The organism is uncultured Pontibacter sp., assembly GCF_947502515.1.
Taxonomy (GTDB): domain Bacteria; phylum Bacteroidota; class Bacteroidia; order Cytophagales; family Hymenobacteraceae; genus Pontibacter.
The window spans coordinates 216,995-238,573 of record NZ_CANNAI010000001.1 but is presented as its reverse complement, the minus strand read 5'-3'; the positions used below and the strand labels follow the sequence as shown (position 1 = coordinate 238,573).

Here is a 21,579-nt window from a genome sequence, read left to right as displayed (position 1 = left end):
TAAGGCTACCAAACCGCTACGCTTAACATCTGACAATGGGTAAACAAAAATACTACGAAACCGCCAAGCCACAGGAGACCGCCATACTGGTAGCTGTGCCCGGTTATAAGCAAACCGACGAACAAACCAACGAGTACCTCGACGAACTGGCCTTCCTCACCGAAACAGCCGGCGCCGTCACCATGAAGCGCTTTGTGCAGAAGCTCGACAAGCCCGACACCCGCACCTTTGTGGGTAGCGGCAAACTCGAAGAAATACAGGCTTATGTAAAAGAGCATAACATCGACATGGTGATCTTCGACGATGACCTGAGCCCTTCGCAGGTGCGCAACATTGAGCGCGAACTGCAGGTTAAGATCGTGGATAGAAGCTTACTGATTCTCGACATTTTCGCGCTCCGTGCCAAGACGGCCCAGGCCCACACACAAGTAGAACTGGCCCAGTACCAGTACCTGCTGCCCCGCCTGACCAACCTCTGGACTCACCTTTCCAAACAAAAGGGTGGTATCGGCATGAAGGGTCCTGGTGAAACCGAGATCGAGACTGACCGTCGTATTGTGCGCGACAAAATCTCCTTGCTGCGTGACAGACTGGAGAAATTCGAGAAGCAAAACTTTGAGCAGCGTAAGTCGCGTGCCGGCATGGTGCGTGTGGCATTAGTTGGGTATACCAACGTAGGCAAGTCCACGCTGATGAACCTGCTCTCCAAATCGGATGTGTTTGCCGAGAACAAACTCTTCGCGACAGTAGACGCCACGGTGCGCAAAGTCGTGCTCGACAACATCCCTTTCCTGCTGTCGGACACGGTAGGGTTCATCCGCAAGCTGCCTACCAAGCTAATCGAGGCCTTTAAGTCCACGCTCGACGAGATCCGTGAAGCTGACCTGCTGGTGCATGTAGTGGATGTGTCGCACCCTTCTTTTGAAGACCATATCGCGGTAGTAAACGACACCCTGCTGGACATTAAATCGGCTGACAAACCGGTGCTGCTGGTATTCAACAAAATAGACCAGTACCTGGAGCAGCGTGAGCAGGAGATGCAGGAAGAAAGCGGGAATGATGAAGAAGGAGAGCATCATGTACGGCCTTCTATCGAGGATTTGAAAGCTACTTACATGGCGAAGATCCACGCTCCTGCTCTGTTTATATCAGCTACCAACCGCATCAACATCGATGAGTTGCGTGCCGAGCTGCAGCGCCGTGTAGCAGAGATTCATTTTGAGCGCTACCCGAACAACGTGTAAGCCATTTTTGAAACATCAGAAAGGGGGAATGGTCCGGCAAGGGCTGTTCCCTTTTTGTTTTTAAGGGCCTGCTATACCTGTCTATCCTTCAGCTATACCTGTCTATCCTTCAGCTATACCTGCCAAGCCTTCCCCAAAAACAATCTAAGCTCCGTCCTCACAACAAATTTCCTTTGCTTTCAGTAAACACCTTGCATAGCAACCGTACTATGTACCTGGCGTCTTGCTATACCTTTCTGAAAGAGAATTACCTTATGAAAACCTTATATATCATGCGTCATGCCAAATCCAGCTGGAAGTTCGAAGAGCTGAGCGACCATGACCGACCACTGAACAAACGCGGCCGTACTGACGCACCGCTCATGGGACAGGAACTGGCAGCCAACAATGCCCAACTACAACTCATCCTGTCGAGTCCTGCTGTGCGGGCGCTTACCACCGCCACGCTGGTAGCCCGCGAGCTCGATTATGATGCCGATGATATTGCAGTAAATGATCGTATGTATGGGGCAAGTGCCGAAGAGCTGCTTGAGATAGCCCGCGAAGCACCCGCCGATGTAGACAGCATGATGATGGTGGGGCACAATGAATCCATCTCAGAGTTTGCCAACATGCTCTCCCCTAAACATGTGGCCAGCATGCCAACAGCCGGCGTGGTGGCCTTGCGCTTTAACTGCGACAGCTGGTATGACATCAAGCGTGACAATGCCGAGCTATTGTTCTACGATGTACCTAAAAACCACAAATAACACAGCACACCGGCATAACTCACAGGTATAACCCCACACCTGTAAGCTATGCTTATACCTTTATCACATTGCTCCGCACCGGGCAACATTCAAAACCATGGAAACTAATACCGAAGATAAAAAACCGACCACCACTCCGCTGATCAACCGCGAACTCAGCTGGTTGGCGTTCAACTACCGCGTGCTGCAGGAGGCCAAAGACCGCACTGTGCCATTGCTGGAGCGTGTCAAGTTTATGGCTATCTTCTCGGCCAATCTCGACGAGTACTTCAAGGTGCGTGTCGCCACACTCAAGCGCCTGATCAAGCTCAAAAAGAAAACACGTGACAAACTCTCCGAGGACCCTGCCGACACATTCGATCAGGTGATGCAGGAAGTAAAGCGCCAGCAGGAGGAATTCGGGGAGGTGTTCAGAGAAGGCATACTGGCCGACCTGCGCCAGCATCATATCAACCTCCTCACCGAGAACGACCTGAACAAAACGCAGCAGAAGTGGGTCCGCGAGTACTTTGGCGAGCACATACAGCCACACATCCTGCCGCTATTGCTTGACGATACTGAGACGCACTTCTTTCTCAAGGACCAGACCGTATACTTGGGTGTGCATCTATTCGACCCTAAAAAGAAAGATCTGAAGCCCGAGCGCTTCTCTATGCTCGAAATACCTACTAAGAAGCACGGCAGCCGTTTCGTGAAGTTGCCTACTGTGGGCAAGCAACGCTATGTGATGTTCCTGGACGATGTGATTCGCTTCTGTCTGCCCGAGCTGTACCCCAACTATACCCGCTTTGAGGCGCATGCCGTGAAGGTGTCGCGCGATGCTGAACTGGATATTGAGGAAGAAGTGTCAGGCAGCCTGATGGCTAAGATCCAGAAGAGTCTGAAGAAGCGTGAAACGGGTTATCCGGCCCGCCTCCTGTACGACCCTGTCACACCAAGGCCAATGCTCGAAGCCATTATGGCGCACACGGGCATATCAGAAGATGAACTGGTGGAAGGCAGCAAGTACCATAACTTCCGTGACTTCTTTCAGTTCCCGGACTTCAACCTGCCCGACCTCAAGTACACGCCACAGCCTACGCTGGTGCATCCGCTCCTGGAGCAGGAAGAAAGCCTGATCGAGGCCATGAAAAAGCAGGACTACCTGGTACACTACCCGTATCAATCCTTTGGCTACGTTCTGCGCCTCTTCGATGAAGCTGCCAAAGACCCGAAAGTTACCGCCATGAGCGCTACCTTATACCGTGTAGCTGATAACTCAGCCATTGCCAAGTCGCTGGTCAAAGCTGCCAAGAATGGAAAACTGGTGACGGTAGTAGTAGAACTCAAAGCCCGATTTGATGAAGAGTCTAACATCTTCTGGGCAGGCAAGCTGCAGAAGGCCGGCGCTAATGTAATACTGGGTTTGCCTGATCTCAAGGTACATACCAAGCTGGGCCTGATCACCCGCAACGAAGACGGCAAACTGGTAAACTACGCCTACCTGAGTACTGGCAATTACAATGAAGACACTTCTAAGATCTACGCTGATCATGCCCTCTTTACATCACATAAAGATATCACGCAGGATGTGGAGCAGGTATTCAACTTCTTCATCGATCGCCAGCACGACAAAAAGTTTAAGAAACTGCTGATGGCGCCCATCAACATGCGCGACCGCTTTGTGGAGATGATCAACCGGGAAATCAAAAATGCCCGAAAAGGCAAGCCTGCCTCTATGATCCTCAAGATGAATGCCCTGCAGGACGAGCGCATGATCAGAAAACTGTATGCCGCCAGCCAGGCCGGTGTGAAGATAGATCTGTTGGTGCGGGGCATTTGCTGCCTGGTGCCGGGCGTAGAGGGGCTGAGCGAGAACATCCGGGTACGCAGCATCGTGGACCGTTACCTGGAGCATGCGCGTGTATACATCTTCCACAACAATGGCAAAGAGGAGTACTATGTGGCCTCCGCTGACTGGATGGTCCGAAACCTAAGCCGCCGGGTGGAAGTGGCTTTCCCAATCCTGCAGAAAGATCTGATTCAGGAATTGCGTACGATCATCGACTTTCAGCTGGCCGACGACACCAAGGCCCGCGATATCGACAACAGCTATGTAGAGCAGGCAAGCCCTACCCATATCCGATCACAGTATGCTACCTACGAGTATCTGCACAGCCTGATCCCGGCAGGTATGGAACCGGCAAGCGAATAGAAGTAGGCATCCCCCAAAGCAATAAAGCCCGACTCGCTATACCTGCAAGTCGGGCTTTGCTATACCTATACCTGAGTTTCTTAACGGTTCTGACTACGCTCCAGCAGCTTGCGGGGCGGCACTGCATAGAGTTCTATACCGATGTAGCCTGCGCCAGCCAGGGTGTTGGTGATCAGCTCATCGCGAGAGCCTACTACGTCAAAAGCCCGGTGGCGGTAGTACTGCCTAAATCCGCCTTCCACGGCAAACCACAGGAAGTCATAGATCTCCTGCTCCAGTCGCAACAGAGCCTTGATGTCGGTGCGGCGCAGCTCAATGTCGTTGAACTGCGAGAGCGGTGGTTCGCTGGCGTAGAGGTTGTAGCTGGCACCCTCAATGCGGTAGCCGGTATAGAGCAGTGTTTTTTCGGACACATTGTAGCGCACCCGCAGGTTAGCCGGGAAGATGGACTCCACGCCCCAGCGATCGTTAAAGGTACGGTTGTACATAATGCCCGGATAGATGCGTTGCCGCCCGAAGGTATAGCCAAGCTGCAGGCCCACACCCCAGGCAAAGTCAGGGCTGCGTTTCCAGCCATAGGCCAGGTCCACGGTTGTTTTCAGGTAGTCTGATACATTGACATTGTCGCGGGTATAGTCCCCGTTCAGTTCACCTTTTGCACGCACCAGCATAAACCGCACATCGTCAAACGAGTGCAGGAAGGCCAGCTGCAGTCCCAGGCTCTTTAAGTTTCTATCCTCCAGGTTGCGGTACAGGCTGTAGGAAGCCGGTGATACATTCTCGAAGTTGAACTCCTCAAATTTGTGGTCTATACCCAGGATCAGCTTGTTGTTGGGCTTGTTCATGATAGGAGCCAGTGCCCGCACAAAAAACTTATTGTGCCGCCGTACCCGCGCACGCCCGTTGCCCACCTCCGGGTGATCTGACTCCGACTCCATATCGAACTGCGGCAGGCGCTCATAGCCGATCACAATGCCCCGGCTTCTGCCCATACCCCGCACCCCCGGGCTGGCGTAATCTATCGTTTGCTTCTGCACATCCTTCAGGTCCCGTTCAGTTTCCTGGGCTAGTGCTTGTTCTCCTATCAGGAGCAAAGGTATAAGGAGTAACTTAGGAAGTATCAGTTTCATAGTTTGTGGCTAGTTACATAGCGTTAAATGCAAAAAGTGCCTGCATTGCGGCACCTTCTGCTATACGTCTTTCGATTTTTTTAGAATAAGAAGCCGAAGCTTAATGTCCACAGCCTTTCTACGTCGCCCTTGGCATAGGTCAGCACAATCACGTTCTTCTGCATGATATCAGCCCACACGCCCCCGCCGATGCCCGTGTGCAAACTGCGGAAGAAGGCAGAGTCACGCTCACCGTCGTAATACACTCGGCCTACATCATACAAGCCCAATACGCCCAGTCGGCCCGGCGTCAGGTATAGGTTGAAGTCGAAAAGCGACAGGCGGGCCTCGGCATTGGCAAAGATCGCACTGCGGCCGGCAAACCGGGTACGGCGGTAACCGCGCATGTTGTCCATGCCGCCCAGCGTGTTGGCCTGGTAGAAGCGGAAGTCGCCGAAGTTATGCACTGCCCCCAGGCGTCCCGCCCAGGTTAGCTGGAATGGGAAGTTAGGCGTCAGGTAGAAGGCAAATTCAGAGCTTACATGGGTATAGCTGAGTCCTTCGCCGTCTGTCTGCTTGTTGTAACTCAGGCGGTTGTGCAGGCGCATACCGATGCGCGGGTTCTTCTGATTGCCCTCACCCAGCACGTCCAGATCAGCAAAAGCCATCAGCCCCACATAATGCTGCGACTCAAAGCGGTCCTGCTCAAAGTCATAGGTCCCCGGTTCTAAACGGCCATTCATTGCTTCGTTCACCAGGTAAGTGTCTTGCTCAGAGTTCACCACCCGGAAGCGGTCGTAAGTCGGACCTATACCGATTTTGAAGAATGGCGCTAAGTTGTTGTTGAGCGTCGCCCCTACGTTCACCCGCTTAAACCGGACCCGGTAAAAGGAGTCATCCAGCCCGTCCTGCTGTCGGGTATCGTTTCCGTAGCCGTAGAAGTTGCGCTGGTACTGCGGCCCCTGTATGGCGGCGTTTACCCCGATGTTCCAGTTGCCGAATACCTGCCGGATATCACCGGCATAGCGCACGTTAAAGGAGTTGGTGTAAAAGGCGTAATTTCCCTCCAGCAGATGCTCTGCAGCATAAGGCGATTTGCGGAACTTATGTGTGCGTGCCAGTACCCCTGCCCCTATAAACAGCCCGTCATCCACGTTATATTCCAGCGACAAACGAGGGCCCAGGTAAGGCAGTTTGTGATTATCACGGTCATAGAAGTTCACATCCGGACTGATGCTGGTTTGGTCTTTTGTTTCTGGCCCGAAGTTGAACACGTTGCCCTCCTTCGTGTCATACACCACTGTGTGCCGTCTAAGACCGGCCACGCGTGAATTATCAGTGATTACATCTTCGTCGTTACCACCGATAATGCGCACCACAATGCCTTTGTTCACATCCCCGTTCACCTCAAACATATCTTTGCCACGCTGCCCATACAGACGCAGTTCCTTTGTTTCGGAGGTATAGAAAGTACGCTTGTAAAGGGTATCGCGCAGCTCACCTTCTTTGTTGATCTTGTATACCGTCAGGTGCGTTTCCTCGTCGTTCAGGCGGTTCACCACAAAGTGCTCGTGCTTGTCGCTGCCGGCTACATCCACCATCTCAGAGATGTGCTCGTAGTAGGCCTCTGCCGCTTGGGGTAGCTTGTCGCGCCGTGACCTTAGTTTGGCTTTAATCTCATCACCTGATATCGCCTGCACCTCTGCCGGCCATTGGTTGATGGCCTCTTCTATTACCTGGTCCGTCACGCCTGCTTTGATCTCCTCGGCAATGCGAATCCAGTCCTGTCGTGTGATGGCTGGGGTAAAGGAGCGGTCGATGGTGAGGGCACTCAGGTTGAGACCTACTATGTCGCGGTAATCATGATCGAAGTTCTGCACGTTGCGCACGCCCCACTTACGGGTGGCTAGCCAGGGTATAAGGCCATCTGCTTTGAAAAACACCTGGTCACGGTCTTCGGGTACCGGGATGTATACCTTGCCACTGTCGGTCTTCTCCTCTTTCCAGCGCCACTGTCCCTCGTGACGGTCCCAGTCGCCTACCAGCATGTCGAACAGGCGGGCCCGCACGAACTCCTGCTGATTTATCTGATTGTCGTTGTCCTGCCGCAGTTCTTTCAACACCTTATCGGTACCCACCAGGTTTTCGGCAAAGCCCAGACTCTCGACATCCTCGTGGTTTTCGTCAGCGTCTTCTTCCAGAAAGGCTAGCGTATTGCTGAACTCATCCATGTACTGGCGCAGGTAGGGCGTCTGGGGAATGTATACCAGCTTGGGATTGGTATGAAACACACCTGCGGCATCCGCCAGAGGAGGTATAGCCAGTGCACCATAAGGGTGCTGGGCTGATACCTGGTCCTGTAGCAGTGCCTTGGCGGCGGTTTGGCGCAGGTACTCTGGCAAGGCCATCGTCGGATCTTTGTCAACGGTGCGCAGGGTATACTCCCGGGCATCCGGGTTTCGCACTTTCAGGGAGGCGGTCTGTTTGCCTCCGCCCTTCTGGTAAGGGGTGAGTCCACCCATTTCGTTGCGCATGTCCAGCAAAGGCACCTCTACAGGGGTGGCCCATTCGCGGCGGTAGTGTTCACCCAGCAGCGTGCGACGCAGTCCTCTGGCGGTGTAGTCGTCATTGGCAGCGACTACGATGGTGCTGTCGGCGTAGTTGGTCTCATCGACCACAGCTCCTCTCTTGCGGCGGGGCTCCTTGGCATAGAGCGGTGTCCGGAAAGTCATGGTGCCCTCTGAGCCATCGCCCACCGGCGTCCAGTACTCTACCCAAGCTTCTCCGTTTTCATAGTACAGCAACTTGGCAAAGCCTTTTACTTCGTGGGTATACATGGCTGTGCCACCCGGCTTTACGTGCTGCGTCTTACAGCCCGAGCCGCTTACGATGTGCGTCAGGTTATTGTACTTGTAGTGCTGCAACGAGTGCTCGTGCCCTGCGGCGTACACGATGTTATCATACTTGTCAAATATGTTGAGCAGCCCTTCGATATAAGCCGTGTAGCGTGGGTGCGGAATATCCTGCAGGATGCCACCGTACTTTCGGGCGAAAGGATAGATGGACCCGATCACAGGCAGCGGCAGGTAGATCCAGTCGCGTAGCATGGTGAGGGGGAAAACGTGATCTTTCAGGGTGAAAAAGCCGCCGTGATTTCCACGGGTAAACAAAGGGTGGTGCGCTACAACCACGATGTTAGAGCCCTGGTGCTTCTCAATAATGTCTTCAAGCTTCACCAACAAGTCGGCCTCTGTAGAGGCCCAGCAGTTGCTGCCGGCACCATAGGGGCGCTCCCAGGGGTGCAACCACCACTCAGAGTCGAGCGCAATCAGTACCACGTCGTCACTTATCTTCACCTCATAAGGGCCAGGGCAAGCATCACCGGGCACGTAAAAATCACCGCCTACCACTATACCTTCTTCGGTGAGGTACTCGTTCACGTAGTTTTGCTGGCGCACCACATACTCTATACCTCCGCGGCCGCTGTGGTTCCAGTCGTGGTTGCCCGGGATCATGTACTTCTCTCCTTTATAGCCCCGCAGCACATCGAGCTGCGCATTGAGGCGCTGCTCCGATACCTCCCGGTCATAACGGCCTGGCTCAGGCAGGCCATTGTGGTACACATTATCACCCAAAAAGATGGTCGCGCTCTGTGCCCCCACTTCGTTCATCTGCTTTTGCATGAGCTTCAGCGAAGGCTCCTGTTCCTTTAAGTCAGGAGCGCCCACGTCACCGATCAGGAACACGGTGTAGTTTACTTTGTTGTCAGGTTTGGGCTCATTCTGCTCCCAGTTGAGCACGTCACGGCTGTAGTAAGGCTTTTTGGTGGCACAGGCCTGCAGGAGTACTAAGAAGAAGCCCACAGCCAGGGGGCGCAGGATAACAGAAATAAGGTGAAGACGGTTTTTCATAAGGTTCTGTGTGTACGGGATGTCCTGTCTAACAAAAGCAAGTGTGACGGTATAAACACAACGACTGGCGATGGGTTTGCTGCCGTACGGAGAGGACTGAAAGCGGTGCTTGGGTTTGGTAGTGCATGGTTGGTATCAGAGCCCGAAAGTGCGCCACGGTTGCGACCGGGCTGAAATAGATAACGTATGGCGGCGGCATTAAGTTATTGCTTCACTATATAGAGCGTTTTGTGCACCGAAGTTGCTCTTTTCAACAAAAAGCGCTATTCACCGTAACGGCAAAAGAATACTAGCACCACCTTCAACCGCCGCTCACAACTGTGCATCTACTGCAGAGCTACCTGACAATGGCGGCAAACACCGTTATGGAAGAACAAGATATCGTCAAACAAGCCAGTGAGTACGTTTTCAGGCTTTTTAAGGAACAACTGTCTAAAAAGCTTGTTTATCACAATTATAAACACACCTTCGAGACTGCCAACGAAGCACGCCAGTTGGGAGAGCTATATGATCTGAGCCCGGAAGAGCTGCAAGACCTGGAACTGGCGGCCTGGTTTCACGACACCGGCTATGTAACCGCTTACGACGGACACGAAGAGGAGAGCGTGCACTTCGCCACCTCGTGGCTGCAGGAAAACAACTACCCGCCTGAGCGCATTACCCGCGTGACCGATTGCATCATGGCTACCAGGCACGGCACGAAACCTGAAACACTGCTGCAGGAGATCATTATTGATGCGGACATGGCCAACATTGGCAAAGAAACGTTTTTTGCCACAGCCGAGCTGCTGCGCGTGGAGTGGGAGATCTTTAAAGAAAAGTTTTTCTCAGATCAGGAGTGGGCACAGTTTCAGATGGAATTTCTGCTTTCCACAACCTTCTATACCGCCAAAGCCCAGCATAAATACGCCGCACAGCTTGGCCTGAACATACAGGAGCAGCGCAACCAGCTGCATAAAGAGTCGAAAAAGACAAAAAAGGAAGAGAAAGAGCAGCGCGAAACACTCGCCCAGCCGAAGCGCGGTATCGAGACGATGTTTCGCAACACCTATCGTACTCACCTTAACCTGAGCGCCATTGCCGATAACAAGGCCAACATGATGATCAGCCTTAACGCCATTATCATGTCGGTCATCATCACGTACCTCAGTACCAAGACCTCCATTACAGGAGCTGAGTTTGCCCAGCATCGCTCGCTGCTTATACCTGTCGGTATGCTGCTGCTCACCACACTTGGCTCTGTCATCTTCGCCATTATCTCAGCGCAGCCGGAAGTGACGAGCTTCTCTTTCAACCGAAAAAAAATCAACAGCAAAAAGGTGAACCTGCTATTCTTCGGTAACTTCACTAATATTCCGCTGGAGGATTTCCAAAATGGCATGCACGAGATCATGCGTGATAAGAAATCGCTTTACACCAACATGATCACCGACATTTACTACCTGGGCGAAGTACTGAGCCGCAAGTACAAGATCCTGCGCATCTCCTACTCGATCTTTATGGTGGGATTGGTACTTACGGTCATTGCCTTTGGCATTTCCATAGCCCTGTATGATGAACCGATTGTGGAACCGACCCCACAGGCACAGCCAGCACAGGAGCAAACCCCGCAGCAGTAGTTGAACTTGTAAATAGTCGGAATTAAGCTAAATTTGTGCAGGCTGCCCGGAAGCTTATTCCGGATTACCTGGCCCTGTAGTTCAATGGATAGAATAGGAGTTTCCTAAACTCTAGATTCAGGTTCGATTCCTGACAGGGCCACCAATGTAAGAGTTATTTTTCAGTGTATTTGGGGAACTAACCCCTGCTGGCTCCACTTAATAGAAAGAGTCTGAGCTACTTCGCAAAGGCGCTATATTTCCGATTTCATATTTTATTCCCTATATTAGAGCTGAAGCCACTCTCTAACACCATGAAAACAACTTTAACTGCCTGCATGCTGGCTATCTTTGTCAGCCTTACGGCCTGCAACAGCGAACAGCGGAGTATGGAAGCGGACGACTCTGAAGCTACCGTAGCCAGCGAGACCGGAGGGCTCCCTGCGGACGTGCTATACGCCACCAGACCTCTGATCGGTGGGGAGGTGTACAAAACAGCCAGCTTTCAGGCCAATAGCCTGCTGCACTTTGATACCACACAGCTCATCCAGGTGCTCGACACTACCGATGCCATGTTTGTAAAGGCGCGTGTGCACCGCGACACTGCCGCTTATACCGGCTTTGTATCAAAGGCCATCCTGCCGGAGTAAACCCTTTCATCCTAAAACAACGAAGGCCGCTCTGCAAGCAGAGCGGCCTTCGTTGTAAATGTATGTTTCCTTATTTGACTACAACCCTTCTGACAGAACTGTAGCCTTCAGCTTCTATTTTCACATAGTACAACCCTTTGGCAAGCCGGGTCAGGTCTACGGTTTTGGTTGTCTGAATGTCCGGACGGCTGATCACTTCCTGATACACTTCATTGCCGATCACATTCAGAATACGCAACTCCACCTGCCGGGCATCCAGCTGGGCAAACGAAATCGTAAAAACCCCGTTGTTGGGGTTAGGGTATATGGCAACCTCTTTTTCCTGTTGCTCTAAGCTCTTATTCTTTGTTTCAGTTTGTCCTGGAGCCGGCTCCCGTACTTGGGCCTGTGCCAGTAAAACTGCCATACAGAAAAAGAGAGTAAGTATAATTTGCTTCATATTGAAAATTAAGATCTTGTCCTTCTAAGTATATACAAAAGTTGTTCCATATTGTTAACGTCTAGAGAGATAATTTGTTCTTGTATTTTACATACCGGATCGGATGCTTTCACTAAATAGTGGAAAGTAATTTTGGACTTAAAACATAAAGCCTATCAATTATGCAGATAGCAGTTATCGGAGGGGGCCTTGCCGGGTTGACCAGTGCAATTGCACTGGCCGGGCGGGGGCTTTCTGTGACGCTCATCGAAAAAAAGTCCTACCCCTTGCATAAGGTATGCGGAGAGTATGTCTCGAACGAAGTACTCCCCTATCTGCGCAGTATCGGAGCTGACCCGGTGGCGCTCCAACCGGCCTCTATCTCCCGCTTTATGCTCACCTCTCCCAAAGGGGCCACGCTGGAGTCACCACTCGACCTGGGCGGGTTTGGTATCAGCCGCTATACCCTCGATCACTTCCTGTATCAGGTAGCACTGGCCAAAGGGGTGCAGGTGAGGCTGCAGACGGCGGTGCAGGACGTGCAGTTCACGGATAACCGATTTACACTTAAACTCTCGGACGGTGATACCCTCAGTGCAGAAGTCGTACTTGGCGCTTACGGTAAGCGCAGTGCCCTCGACCGCCAGCTCCACCGCTCCTACTTTAACAGGCGCTCTCCCTACATCGGGGTGAAGTATCACGTGCGGCTTGACATGCCCAATGACCTGATCGCGCTCCACAATTTCAGTGACGGCTATGCAGGCATCTCAGCCATCGAAGACGGCCGCTACTGTTTCTGCTACCTGACTACCCGCGAGAACCTGCGTCGCCACGGGTCTATACCTGCCATGGAGCAAGCCATCCTGTATCAGAACCCACACCTGCGCCGCATTTTTGATGAAGCCGAGTTCCTATATGAGAAGCCCGAAGTGATAAACGAGATATCCTTTGCCAACAAGACCTGTGTGGAGCACCACATGCTGATGTGCGGCGACGCGGCTGGCATGATCACACCGCTTTGCGGCAACGGCATGGCCATGGCCATCCATGCAGGCAAACTGGCGGCGGAGCAGACCATGCACTACTTTCAGAATGGGCGTAACCGACAAGCACTGGAAGCAGGCTATACCCTGGCTTGGAGAGAGCAGTTTGCACAGCGTCTGCAGGTAGGGCGTGCCGTGCAGCGGTTGTTTGGAAACCCGCTGCTTTCAGAGTTGGCAGTAGGCACGCTACGCCACCTGCCCGCAGCGGTATGCCTGATCATGCGCCAAACCCACGGACAGCCTTTCTAATCCTATACATCTTAAACCGGTCGCTTTCGTACTTATCCAAACCTGTGGCTGCGTCTTTTTAGGGAGAAGCACAAACATAGTGTTTGCTTACCTGTTGCTGCTATACCTATGACAGACGGGCAAGCCCAGGTATAGCATTCCAATTGCCTTGAAACAAATTCTTAGCACACACACCAGCTTATGAAAAGCTATATATGCGGTATCGGCACGGCTAACCCGCCACACAAAATCCCTCAGATGCAGGTGGTCGATTTTATGGCAGCGGCCCACCAGCTCGATGAGCAAGGAAGCCGCAAGCTCAAAGCCCTCTACCGCGTGTCAGGTATAAGCCAACGTTACAGCGTGCTCGAAGACTTCACCCGACAGAACGGCGACTATACCTTCTTCCCCAACACGCATGACCTCGAGCCCTTCCCCACGGTGCAGCAGCGCATGGAGGTATACCGCAAGCACGCCCTCGACCTGTCAGAGCAGGCGGTGCGCAACTGCCTGGACCAGGTCAGCGATACGACACTGCAGAGCCTGACCCACCTGATCACCGTGAGCTGCACGGGCATGTACGCACCCGGCCTTGATATTGAGCTTGTGGAGCGGCTCGAACTGAACTCCTGTGTGCAGCGAACGGCTGTCAATTTTATGGGCTGCTATGCGGCTTTCAATGCCATCAAACTGGCTGACGCCATCTGCAAAGCTGACCCAAGTGCCCGGGTGATGCTGGTGTGCACCGAAATCTGTACCATCCACTTCCAGAAAAATCAGGAACAGGACCACCTCGTATCGAATGCACTGTTTGGCGACGGCGCGGCGGCAGTACTTATGCAGGGGCAGCCTTGTCGGGAGGTGAGCCTCGAGCTGCAGTCTTTCCACTGCGACCTGGCGCCTGCCGGCAAACGTGAGATGGCCTGGCACATTGGCGACACGGGTTTTGAGATGACCCTCTCCTCTTACGTACCCGATCTGATCAAAAACGGCATCAAGCAACTCACAGAACGTTTGCTGCAAGGCCTCCGCACCACGGTTTCGGAGATCAAGCTGTTTGCCATACACCCCGGTGGGCGGCGCATCCTCGAAGTGATAGAACAGGAACTCGGCATGACACGCAATGACAACCGCTTTGCCTACCGGGTGCTGCACGAGTTTGGCAACATGTCGTCGGCCACGGTGCTGTTTGTGTTGAAGGAATTGATGGCGAGCCTGACCACTCAGGAAAAAGATGAGCCGGTGCTAAGCTTTGCCTTTGGTCCCGGCCTCACATTGGAATCGATGCTACTGAAGGTGCACTATGCTGAAGCAAAGGTCTAACCAAGCCGAACTGATGGACGACCTCAGCCTGTCCGGTGACGAGCTGCGTCGCAACCTCGAAGAACTGGAGGTGATCAACACCTGGCTGGGCGGGTATAAGGTGGTGCTCGATGCGCTGGAGCAGTTACTGGCTGGATACACAGGTCCTCCTCTCCGGCTGGCTGATATCGGCTGCGGCGGCGGCGACACGCTGCGACATATTGCCAAGTGGGCCCGCCGCAAGAACATTCCGCTGCAGCTCACAGGTATAGACGCCAATGATTTTATGGTGCAGTATGCCCGTCAGCGCTGTGGCGGCTTTCCCGAAATAGAGCTGGAGCAGCACGATGTATTTTCAGAGCGCTTTCAACATCAGCAGTATGATATTATCGTGTGCAGCCTCTTCTGCCACCACTTCACCGATGATCAGTTGGTGCGCATGTTCCGGCAGCTGCATCGGCAGGCAGGTATAGCCGTTATCGTCAACGACCTGCACCGACACTGGCTAGCCTATCATTCCATCAGGTTGCTCACACATTTTTTCTCTGATTCCTACCTTGTCAAAAATGACGCACCACTCTCCGTCTGGCGGGCTTTCCGAAGAGAGGAACTACAAACGCTGGTGCAGGAAGCAGGTATAGACAGGTATAGCCTGCGCTGGATGTGGGCATTTCGCTGGCAATTGCTTTTGAAAAAAGCCTAACAATTAGTACCTTAACAAGGTATACCAATCAACTCCCTTATGATGCGACGGATCAACATGCCATACCTGCTTTCGGTACTGGTGGCTGCCGCGGCGTTCTACTTCGCCTGGTCCCGCGAGTTTGTCACAAATGTGTGGCTGGCACTGGCATTAATTGCCACGCTGCAACCGGCTATTTACCTGGTGCTGCGACACGCCCGCAACAGGTATAGCTGAATCGCTCACTTAACCCTTTTGACATGAACAAAAGCACGCTTAATTTCTGGATTCTCTTTGTGGTGTCCATCATTATCTCAGCCCTGATCATCTCTATTTTTGTGAAGGTGCTCAAGGCTGTTCTGTTTGTGATCCTGGTGCTCGTACTGGCCCCGATCATTTATATTGTGCTCAAGCTGATACTGCCCGGAGCAAAAGGCAAGAGCGAAGATGATAAGCTGAAGTCCAGGCCCTAGGTTTAGAAAAAGAGCTGCTGCGCCAGCCGGAAGGTGTTGGCGTGCGCCTCTACGATGTGCGCGATCTGTTTGGAGTAGCCACCGCCCATGCTTACCGTGACAGGTATGCGGTGCCGTGCGCAGGCCTCCAGCACCATGCGGTCGCGCTCTTTACAGCCGGCTATGCTCATGCCCAGCTTCCCAAGCTTGTCAGTCGCCAGCACGTCCACCCCTGACTGAAAAAACGCAAAGTCGGGTTCCTGCTCGTCCAGCAGCCGTGGCAGGTGCTCTCCCAGCAATTTCAAATAGGTTTTATCATCTGTGCCCTCCGCCAACGGCACATCCAGGTCCGACTGCTCTTTGTGAAAGGGATAATTATGCCCACCGTGCATGCTGAAGGTGAACACCCGCGGCTCGTTCCTGAAAATCTGTGCCGTGCCGTTGCCCTGGTGCACGTCCAGATCCACCACGAGCACTTTCTTTATCCCCTTGTATTTAAGCAGGTGATTGGCCGCAATGGCGATATCGTTGAGCAGACAGAAGCCCTCGCCCCTGTCAGTAAAAGCATGGTGTGTGCCGCCTGCTATGTTCATGCCGATGCCAAACTCCAGCGCAAACAGCGATGCCTGCAGCGTACCGTTCATAATCACCACCTCACGCTCTACCAGCTGCTCCGAAAGCGGAAAACCTGTTTTTCGAATCTCTGACGGACTTAGCTCCAAGTCGCGCAGGCGCTGCCAATAGGTGGCGTCGTGGGTGTCGAGGATATATTGTTCCTGTAGCGGTTCGGGAGCGAAGAGATTGTCTTGCGTAATGGTGCCTTCATAGAGCAGCTGCTCGGGCAGCAGATCATATTTGGCCATCGGAAAGCGGTGGCCTTCGGGCAGGGAGTGTGCGAATATTTCGGACCAGGCAATTTTTAGCATAGTGCAAAATTAACATTTATACACCGCCACTAGTTTATCCACCGTTCCATTTTCTTTCCCTGACACACCCTTTAGTCTGCCGACCAAGCCCCGTTCTAGACCTACTTTTACAGCACCTGCACAAGCCGTTTACACCTGATTTTCAGTGCAATTATCCTCTCACAACATTATGTAAAACACCCTATGCACACAGGTGCATAAATTCATGAAACCCTATATAATTGCCCACAAATGCGCATTCAGGATGTGGATAAATGTGGATAACTATGTTGATTACGGTGAATTATCCACCATTTACTGTTAACTCCCTGTTAATTTCAGGTAAATTTCATCACCGCGGACACCTATCTGACAGACACTACGGGCATGGCTTCACACGGAGCAGTCCAAAAAGAGAGCGCTTCCGACTAAATATTATCAGCACAAAAGCTATACCTAATAATCTGTGCGCAAGGACAATGCAACCTTTGTAACTTATATAACGATATATAGCAATTCACATATAAAAGTCACACTTTAGCATAGGCTATCGTAAACTTTAATAGAAACCAACCAGACAAGACGATGAAAAAATCTATACTACTCCTACTTGCTTTCCTGTTCTCAATAGGTGCCTATGCTCAAACCGATTACGGACCATCGGCAGGACAGCAGAATCACAACCTGTTCAGCGGCACCGGCACCAACTCAGGCTTTGGTATAAAAGGCGGTGTGAACTTCGCCACCCTCCGCGGCAGCGACAAAGACGTGCTGGGCAACTTTAGTGGCCTTACAACTTTCCATGCCGGTGTCTATACCCAGTTTTCACTTGGCAATACCTTTTCTATACAGCCTGAGGCACTATACTCCCGCAAAGGCATTGAGCGAAACGACTCCACCTTCCGCTTCGATTACCTAGAAGTACCTATTCTGGCGGTATTCAACATCACCGAAAATGTAAGCATACATTTTGGTCCGCAGGTGGGCATCCTGATGTCAGCTAAAGAAGAGGACACGGAAGTGAACATAGAGCCGCTTAACACCTTTGCCTATGGCATAGCAGCCGGAGCTGAAGCCCGTCTGAGCATTTTCAGGCTGGGAGCTCGCTATAACCTGGGGCTGGAGGACCTGCGTAAAGAAAACAACCAGGGGCAGAAGATAAATCAGGATATAAAGCACGGCGTATTCCAGGTATACCTGGGCCTTGGCTTTTAAGGCAATACTCACCTCTGATCTCCTCGACACAGGGGCCTGGCAGCAGGCCCCTGTTTTGTTTTAGGCGCAGGTATGCAGCCTGTTGTTTTCAGCCCTTTGTCATTGTATGCCGTATTTTATAATGCTGAAAACCACCCCTGTGCCAGCGGGCACAGCGATTACACTTATGAACACGCACAGACTACGACCGCTCTATACCCTACTTTGGGCCTTGCTGGCATTTGCTGGCATGGCCTGCGACACTACCGTAAAAACCGATGAAGCAGAAGTGGGCGCTGCCGTTAGGGCTCTCAGCCCCGGCATGCCCGACCAGATATTTCAGCTGGACACAACCAAAAGCACCGTTACCTGGATAGGTGCTAAAGTGACGGGCCGCCACAACGGCCTCATACCAATCAGAGAAGGCACGATCACACTGCATGATGGCAAGCCCCATGGCGGCAAGGCAGTCTTCGACATGACCAATGTGCGCTCGGATGACAAGTCGATTGACGAGGCAGGAAACAAAAAACTGACAAAGCACCTGCGCTCCGAAGACTTTTTTGACGTGCAACAGCATCCCATTGCCTCCTTTGTGATCACCTCCATTGTACCTTATGACAGCACGGAGCGCCAGGACGCCCCTGCTGTTCCCGACAACACAAAACAACTGCGCATCAAAAACCCGAATCACAAAGTGACAGGCAACCTTACCATTACAGGCATCACCAAGAGCATCAGCTTTCCTGCCCTTATTGAGCTGGAAGACTCTGTGCTGCGCGCCAAAGCTAATTTCAACATTGACCGCACCCACTGGCGCCTCACCTACGGCTCAGACCAGTCGCTCGGAAACAGGACGATTTACCCATCCGTCAATATTGGACTTGACATAGTGGCTCGTAGGCAATAAACTAGCTAGCAAACACTTACACCCCTAGTTGCGTTACAGCAATTGTACTGTTCCGACATTTATTACCGCTCAGCTATGCTAAACTCACCCGTAATACGTTCCTACACAAACCATTTGTGAACATATTATGAGAAAATACCTTTGCCTGTTGCCTCTTTTGCTACTCTGTCTCACGGCCAACGCCCAGGGCAGCGCCATAGCGGCATTTAATTTGAAACAGGCAGAGACGCTGAAATTCGGCATGCTGGCACTGGGTGTCTGGGCACTTATCAACATACTGATCAGCAGTATCAAACTAACTAAGTCTTCGCGCAACAAACGTTACTTTTTCCAGATGAACATCTACTGGAACATCGTCAACATGATCATTGCAGGCGGATCACTCTATTTTATCCTCTCAGTTGACTCTAGTGTCCGATCACTATCTGAAACGGTTGCTTTCCACTACTGGACGCTTAAGCTGCTATACCTGAGCATCGGCCTGGACTTTGCGTTTCTGATGCTGGCAGCTTACCTAAAAGAACGATCACTGAGTTCACCAAAAGCAGAGCAGTACCTGGGTTATGGGCAGTCTATCACGCTGCAGGGCCTGTTTTTACTGGTGCTCGATATCACGCTGGCTGTATTGCTGGAAGGCCGGGCTGAGCAGTTACTGTCTCTTATCCAAAACTAATTTATAAACCTAAAAAAAGCCGCTGCGCTATCCCTGTCTGGGTATAGCGCAGCGGCTTTTTCATATTCCTCGGTGCTTGCTTAACGCGGCTCGTGACGGCCTTCGGCGAATTCCTCAATAATCTTCTTGTTAAAGGCAGGTATATCATCGGGATTACGGCTTGTCACCAGGCCATTGTCTACTACCACTTCCTGATCCACCCACTCAGCTCCGGCGTTTTTTAGGTCAGTCTTCAAGGTATGGTAGCTTGTCATTTTCTTGCCCTGCAACTTGCCGGTCTCGATCAACGTCCAGGGGCCGTGGCAGATGGCGGCTACGGGCTTGCCGCTCTCCATGAACTTGCTCACAAAGCTCACCACCTTGTCATTGGCGCGCAGTTTGTCAGGACTCATCACCCCACCAGGCAGCAGCAGCCCATTATAGTCGTCGGCGTTAACGCTGTCGATGGTTTTGTCCACTTTGAATTTATCGCCCCAGTCCGTATGGTCCCAGCCTTTCACTTCTCCCTCTTTCAGGGCTATTATATGAGTCTGCGCACCGGCTTCTTCCAAAGCTTTTTTGGGCTCGGTAAGCTCCACCTGCTCAAATCCATCGGTTACTACTATTGCTATCTTTTTTCCTTCCAGATTATTAGCCATTCTAAGTTGGTTTTTATAGTTTAACATTCGTATAGTTTATTCAAAACGATTTAGAGAGCAAATTGTTAGAAGGCAGCAAGCAGCAATAGCCCTGCTGTATATTTCGTTATAGTTCCATGATGAAACATCTGAAGCAATTTATGCTGGCAATGGCCTTGGGCCTGTTCGTCAGCACGGCAGCGCAGGCTCAGGAGGTCACGACCATCAAGTTTGACCAGCTGCAGGAGCTACGCCAGTCGCCGCACGACACTCTGTACGTGGTGAATTTTTGGGCTACCTGGTGCAAGCCCTGCATTAAAGAGATGCCTTATTTCGAAGCTGCCCACGCCAAGTACAAAGACCAGCCGGTGCGGGTGATCCTGGTGAGCATGGATGCCGTGCAGGACAAAGAGAAGCGGGTGATGCCTTTTGTGCAGAAGCGTAAGCTCCAGTCGCGGCTATACCTGCTCGACGAGCCAGACGGCAACACCTGGATCGACCGCATCGAGCCGAAGTGGTCAGGCGCCATACCTGCCACCATGTTCTTCAACAACAAGCGCAAGCAGTATGAATTCGTAGAGCGCGAGATCTCACAAGAGGAGTTACAGGAACTGATCAACAAGTATAAACCATAACCTATTACTATGAAGAATAACCGAGTACCGCTTCTTTACATGGCGTGCCTGCTGTTGGTGGGCGTGCTGATGGCAGCTATACCTGCCTCTAACAACTCCGGCTACCAGGTAGGCGACACAGCCCGCGACTTCAAACTGAAGAACGTGGACGGCAAAATGGTCTCCATGAGCGATTACAAGGATGCCAAGGGCTTCATTGTCACGTTCACTTGCAACACCTGCCCTTACTCGGTGGCTTATGAAGACCGCCTGATTGAGCTGCACAACAAGTATGCACCAAAAGGCTACCCGATCATTGCCATCAACCCGAACGATGTGAAGGTATCACCAAAGGACTCTTACAAAGACATGCAGGTGCGTGCCAGGGAGAAGAACTTCCCGTTCCCGTACGTGTATGACGAAACGCAGGAAATCACCAAAGCCTATGGTGCTACCCGCACACCGCACCTGTATGTGGTGCAGAAGCAGCAAGACGGCACTTTTAAGGTAGCCTACATTGGCACGATAGACGACAACTCGCGTGAACCAGCGAAAGTGCAGAAGAAATATGCCGAGGAGGCACTTGACGAGCTGGTAGCAGGCAAAGCCGTGAGCCAGCCTAACACCAAAGCGATCGGCTGCACCATCAAGTGGCGTGAGGCATAGTTTCAGCTTTCCTTTCTGATATCAATAGGCAATGGCAGCTCAGTCGGTTTGATTGAGCTGTCTGCTTTTTGGGCTACAGGCAGATCTATTTCACCTTTCAGGCCGGCAATGCGGGCCTCTACTTCATACTTGTTGTTATAGTAGCCCACACGCATGGACTCGCGCAGGTATAGCCACAGGAAACGCAGGTAACCATGCTCCTGAAACTGCCGGATATGACAAAGCTCATGTGCCACCCAGCCTTTGTCAAGCAGAAAAGAGTCCCGCTTCACGCCGCTCAGGTGGATCGTTTGGCCCAATACCATAGCCACATTGCTGCTCTTGAGCACCAGGCGGGCGATGCGGGCAAAGGGGGAATTCTCAACAATTTTGTACTTCATTTTTGTAAGCTTATACCTGACACAACAGGTCATTTAGGTT

Annotated in this window: 21 protein-coding genes and 1 tRNA gene; 16 read left to right on the top strand and 6 right to left on the bottom strand. The window is 52.1% G+C overall.

Translation table 11 applies throughout. From position 1 onward, the window contains the following. Positions 1-35 precede the first annotated feature (35 nt). The 3 genes from hflX to ppk1 all read left to right on the top strand — a co-directional run bounded on the left by hflX (position 36) and on the right by ppk1 (position 4,187). Positions 36-1,244: a GTPase HflX gene (hflX, locus tag Q1A54_RS01125; RefSeq protein ID WP_299984437.1), complete on the top strand. Its 1,209-nt coding sequence runs from the start codon at positions 36-38 to the stop codon at positions 1,242-1,244. 254 nt (positions 1,245-1,498) lie between these two features. Further along, positions 1,499-1,993 carry a histidine phosphatase family protein gene (locus Q1A54_RS01120; protein ID WP_299984435.1) on the top strand — a complete coding sequence of 165 codons (495 nt, stop codon included), beginning with the start codon at positions 1,499-1,501 and terminating at the stop codon, positions 1,991-1,993. Between the two features lie 97 nt (positions 1,994-2,090). Then, entirely contained in the window at positions 2,091-4,187 is a 2,097-nt protein-coding gene (gene ppk1, locus Q1A54_RS01115) for a polyphosphate kinase 1 (protein WP_299984433.1), read from the top strand. A gap of 80 nt (positions 4,188-4,267) precedes the next feature. On the opposite strand, the gene Q1A54_RS01110 is transcribed toward ppk1, so the two are convergent. Further along, the gene (locus Q1A54_RS01110) at positions 4,268-5,317 is read right to left on the bottom strand and encodes a DUF6268 family outer membrane beta-barrel protein (RefSeq protein ID WP_299984431.1); all 1,050 of its coding nucleotides are present in this window, start codon (positions 5,315-5,317) and stop codon (positions 4,268-4,270) included. An 80-nt stretch (positions 5,318-5,397) separates the two neighbouring features. Then, the gene (locus tag Q1A54_RS01105) at positions 5,398-9,207 is read right to left on the bottom strand and encodes a metallophosphoesterase (protein ID WP_299984429.1); all 3,810 of its coding nucleotides are present in this window, start codon (positions 9,205-9,207) and stop codon (positions 5,398-5,400) included. 365 nt (positions 9,208-9,572) lie between these two features. On the opposite strand from Q1A54_RS01105, the gene Q1A54_RS01100 reads away from it, so the two are divergent. From Q1A54_RS01100 to Q1A54_RS01090, 3 genes are all read left to right on the top strand, one after another. Next, positions 9,573-10,826, top strand: coding sequence for a Pycsar system effector family protein (locus Q1A54_RS01100; protein ID WP_299984427.1), 1,254 nt, complete (start codon positions 9,573-9,575; stop codon positions 10,824-10,826). A 70-nt stretch (positions 10,827-10,896) separates the two neighbouring features. After that, positions 10,897-10,971, top strand: a tRNA-Arg gene (locus tag Q1A54_RS01095). Positions 10,972-11,119: 148 nt separating this feature from the next. After that, a complete protein-coding gene (locus Q1A54_RS01090; RefSeq protein ID WP_196118984.1) occupies positions 11,120-11,455 on the top strand; it encodes a hypothetical protein in 336 nt (111 codons plus the stop codon). Between the two features lie 70 nt (positions 11,456-11,525). Here the strand turns inward: Q1A54_RS01090 and Q1A54_RS01085 are convergent, their stop codons facing one another. Next, positions 11,526-11,861 (bottom strand): T9SS type A sorting domain-containing protein, encoded by a 336-nt coding sequence (locus Q1A54_RS01085; RefSeq protein WP_007660506.1) that lies wholly within the window; start codon positions 11,859-11,861, stop codon positions 11,526-11,528. A gap of 194 nt (positions 11,862-12,055) precedes the next feature. On the opposite strand from Q1A54_RS01085, the gene Q1A54_RS01080 reads away from it, so the two are divergent. From Q1A54_RS01080 to Q1A54_RS01060, 5 genes are all read left to right on the top strand, one after another. Beyond that, the gene (locus Q1A54_RS01080) at positions 12,056-13,165 is read left to right on the top strand and encodes an NAD(P)/FAD-dependent oxidoreductase (protein WP_299984423.1); all 1,110 of its coding nucleotides are present in this window, start codon (positions 12,056-12,058) and stop codon (positions 13,163-13,165) included. Between the two features lie 180 nt (positions 13,166-13,345). Continuing rightward, on the top strand, positions 13,346-14,467 hold the full coding sequence (locus tag Q1A54_RS01075) for a type III polyketide synthase (protein WP_299984421.1): 1,122 nt from the start codon (positions 13,346-13,348) through the stop codon (positions 14,465-14,467). Continuing rightward, positions 14,448-15,149, top strand: coding sequence for a methyltransferase domain-containing protein (locus Q1A54_RS01070; RefSeq protein WP_299984419.1), 702 nt, complete (start codon positions 14,448-14,450; stop codon positions 15,147-15,149). Before Q1A54_RS01075 ends, Q1A54_RS01070 begins: the two co-directional genes overlap by 20 nt. 39 nt (positions 15,150-15,188) lie before the next feature. Continuing rightward, positions 15,189-15,365, top strand: coding sequence for a hypothetical protein (locus Q1A54_RS01065; RefSeq protein WP_299984417.1), 177 nt, complete (start codon positions 15,189-15,191; stop codon positions 15,363-15,365). A gap of 23 nt (positions 15,366-15,388) precedes the next feature. Beyond that, entirely contained in the window at positions 15,389-15,601 is a 213-nt protein-coding gene (locus tag Q1A54_RS01060; RefSeq protein WP_076421093.1) for a hypothetical protein, read from the top strand. A 2-nt stretch (positions 15,602-15,603) separates the two neighbouring features. Here Q1A54_RS01060 and Q1A54_RS01055 read toward each other — a convergent pair whose 3' ends face one another. Continuing rightward, positions 15,604-16,506, bottom strand: a complete 903-nt coding sequence (locus Q1A54_RS01055) for a histone deacetylase (RefSeq protein ID WP_299984414.1) — start codon at positions 16,504-16,506, stop codon at positions 15,604-15,606. Between the two features lie 564 nt (positions 16,507-17,070). On the opposite strand from Q1A54_RS01055, the gene Q1A54_RS01050 reads away from it, so the two are divergent. The 3 genes from Q1A54_RS01050 (at position 17,071) to Q1A54_RS01040 (ending at position 19,262) form a co-directional block, all read left to right on the top strand. After that, the gene (locus Q1A54_RS01050) at positions 17,071-17,700 is read left to right on the top strand and encodes a porin family protein (RefSeq protein WP_196118996.1); all 630 of its coding nucleotides are present in this window, start codon (positions 17,071-17,073) and stop codon (positions 17,698-17,700) included. A gap of 166 nt (positions 17,701-17,866) precedes the next feature. Then, positions 17,867-18,589: a YceI family protein gene (locus Q1A54_RS01045; RefSeq protein ID WP_299984411.1), complete on the top strand. Its 723-nt coding sequence runs from the start codon at positions 17,867-17,869 to the stop codon at positions 18,587-18,589. Positions 18,590-18,716: 127 nt separating this feature from the next. Further along, positions 18,717-19,262 carry a hypothetical protein gene (locus Q1A54_RS01040; RefSeq protein WP_299984409.1) on the top strand — a complete coding sequence of 182 codons (546 nt, stop codon included), beginning with the start codon at positions 18,717-18,719 and terminating at the stop codon, positions 19,260-19,262. A gap of 80 nt (positions 19,263-19,342) precedes the next feature. On the opposite strand, the gene Q1A54_RS01035 is transcribed toward Q1A54_RS01040, so the two are convergent. Further along, positions 19,343-19,900 carry a type 1 glutamine amidotransferase domain-containing protein gene (locus Q1A54_RS01035; RefSeq protein ID WP_299984407.1) on the bottom strand — a complete coding sequence of 186 codons (558 nt, stop codon included), beginning with the start codon at positions 19,898-19,900 and terminating at the stop codon, positions 19,343-19,345. A gap of 116 nt (positions 19,901-20,016) precedes the next feature. On the opposite strand from Q1A54_RS01035, the gene Q1A54_RS01030 reads away from it, so the two are divergent. Both Q1A54_RS01030 and Q1A54_RS01025 read left to right on the top strand, forming a co-directional pair. Beyond that, entirely contained in the window at positions 20,017-20,514 is a 498-nt protein-coding gene (locus tag Q1A54_RS01030) for a TlpA disulfide reductase family protein (protein ID WP_299984405.1), read from the top strand. 9 nt (positions 20,515-20,523) lie between these two features. Beyond that, positions 20,524-21,159, top strand: coding sequence for a thioredoxin family protein (locus tag Q1A54_RS01025; RefSeq protein WP_299984403.1), 636 nt, complete (start codon positions 20,524-20,526; stop codon positions 21,157-21,159). Between the two features lie 2 nt (positions 21,160-21,161). On the opposite strand, the gene Q1A54_RS01020 is transcribed toward Q1A54_RS01025, so the two are convergent. Further along, entirely contained in the window at positions 21,162-21,539 is a 378-nt protein-coding gene (locus Q1A54_RS01020; RefSeq protein ID WP_299984401.1) for a hypothetical protein, read from the bottom strand. Positions 21,540-21,579: the final 40 nt, after the last annotated feature.

What these genes read in the sequence shown, in the direction of transcription:
- Q1A54_RS01110 (WP_299984431.1), bottom strand. Translation starts at nt 5,317, where the DNA reads ATGAAACTGATACTTCCTAAGTTACTCCTTATACCTTTGCTCCTGATA.
- Q1A54_RS01090 (WP_196118984.1), top strand. Translation starts at nt 11,120, where the DNA reads ATGAAAACAACTTTAACTGCCTGCATGCTGGCTATCTTTGTCAGCCTT.
- Q1A54_RS01085 (WP_007660506.1), bottom strand. Translation starts at nt 11,861, where the DNA reads ATGGCAGTTTTACTGGCACAGGCCCAAGTACGGGAGCCGGCTCCAGGA.
- ppk1 (WP_299984433.1), top strand. Translation starts at nt 2,091, where the DNA reads ATGGAAACTAATACCGAAGATAAAAAACCGACCACCACTCCGCTGATC.
- Q1A54_RS01065 (WP_299984417.1), top strand. Translation starts at nt 15,189, where the DNA reads ATGATGCGACGGATCAACATGCCATACCTGCTTTCGGTACTGGTGGCT.
- Q1A54_RS01035 (WP_299984407.1), bottom strand. Translation starts at nt 19,900, where the DNA reads ATGGCTAATAATCTGGAAGGAAAAAAGATAGCAATAGTAGTAACCGAT.
- Q1A54_RS01050 (WP_196118996.1), top strand. Translation starts at nt 17,071, where the DNA reads ATGAAAAAATCTATACTACTCCTACTTGCTTTCCTGTTCTCAATAGGT.
- Q1A54_RS01055 (WP_299984414.1), bottom strand. Translation starts at nt 16,506, where the DNA reads ATGCTAAAAATTGCCTGGTCCGAAATATTCGCACACTCCCTGCCCGAA.
- Q1A54_RS01120 (WP_299984435.1), top strand. Translation starts at nt 1,499, where the DNA reads ATGAAAACCTTATATATCATGCGTCATGCCAAATCCAGCTGGAAGTTC.
- Q1A54_RS01045 (WP_299984411.1), top strand. Translation starts at nt 17,867, where the DNA reads ATGAACACGCACAGACTACGACCGCTCTATACCCTACTTTGGGCCTTG.
- Q1A54_RS01075 (WP_299984421.1), top strand. Translation starts at nt 13,346, where the DNA reads ATGAAAAGCTATATATGCGGTATCGGCACGGCTAACCCGCCACACAAA.
- Q1A54_RS01100 (WP_299984427.1), top strand. Translation starts at nt 9,573, where the DNA reads ATGGAAGAACAAGATATCGTCAAACAAGCCAGTGAGTACGTTTTCAGG.
- Q1A54_RS01080 (WP_299984423.1), top strand. Translation starts at nt 12,056, where the DNA reads ATGCAGATAGCAGTTATCGGAGGGGGCCTTGCCGGGTTGACCAGTGCA.
- Q1A54_RS01105 (WP_299984429.1), bottom strand. Translation starts at nt 9,207, where the DNA reads ATGAAAAACCGTCTTCACCTTATTTCTGTTATCCTGCGCCCCCTGGCT.
- Q1A54_RS01030 (WP_299984405.1), top strand. Translation starts at nt 20,017, where the DNA reads ATGATGAAACATCTGAAGCAATTTATGCTGGCAATGGCCTTGGGCCTG.
- Q1A54_RS01070 (WP_299984419.1), top strand. Translation starts at nt 14,448, where the DNA reads ATGCTGAAGCAAAGGTCTAACCAAGCCGAACTGATGGACGACCTCAGC.
- Q1A54_RS01040 (WP_299984409.1), top strand. Translation starts at nt 18,717, where the DNA reads ATGAGAAAATACCTTTGCCTGTTGCCTCTTTTGCTACTCTGTCTCACG.
- hflX (WP_299984437.1), top strand. Translation starts at nt 36, where the DNA reads ATGGGTAAACAAAAATACTACGAAACCGCCAAGCCACAGGAGACCGCC.
- Q1A54_RS01060 (WP_076421093.1), top strand. Translation starts at nt 15,389, where the DNA reads ATGAACAAAAGCACGCTTAATTTCTGGATTCTCTTTGTGGTGTCCATC.
- Q1A54_RS01025 (WP_299984403.1), top strand. Translation starts at nt 20,524, where the DNA reads ATGAAGAATAACCGAGTACCGCTTCTTTACATGGCGTGCCTGCTGTTG.
- Q1A54_RS01020 (WP_299984401.1), bottom strand. Translation starts at nt 21,539, where the DNA reads ATGAAGTACAAAATTGTTGAGAATTCCCCCTTTGCCCGCATCGCCCGC.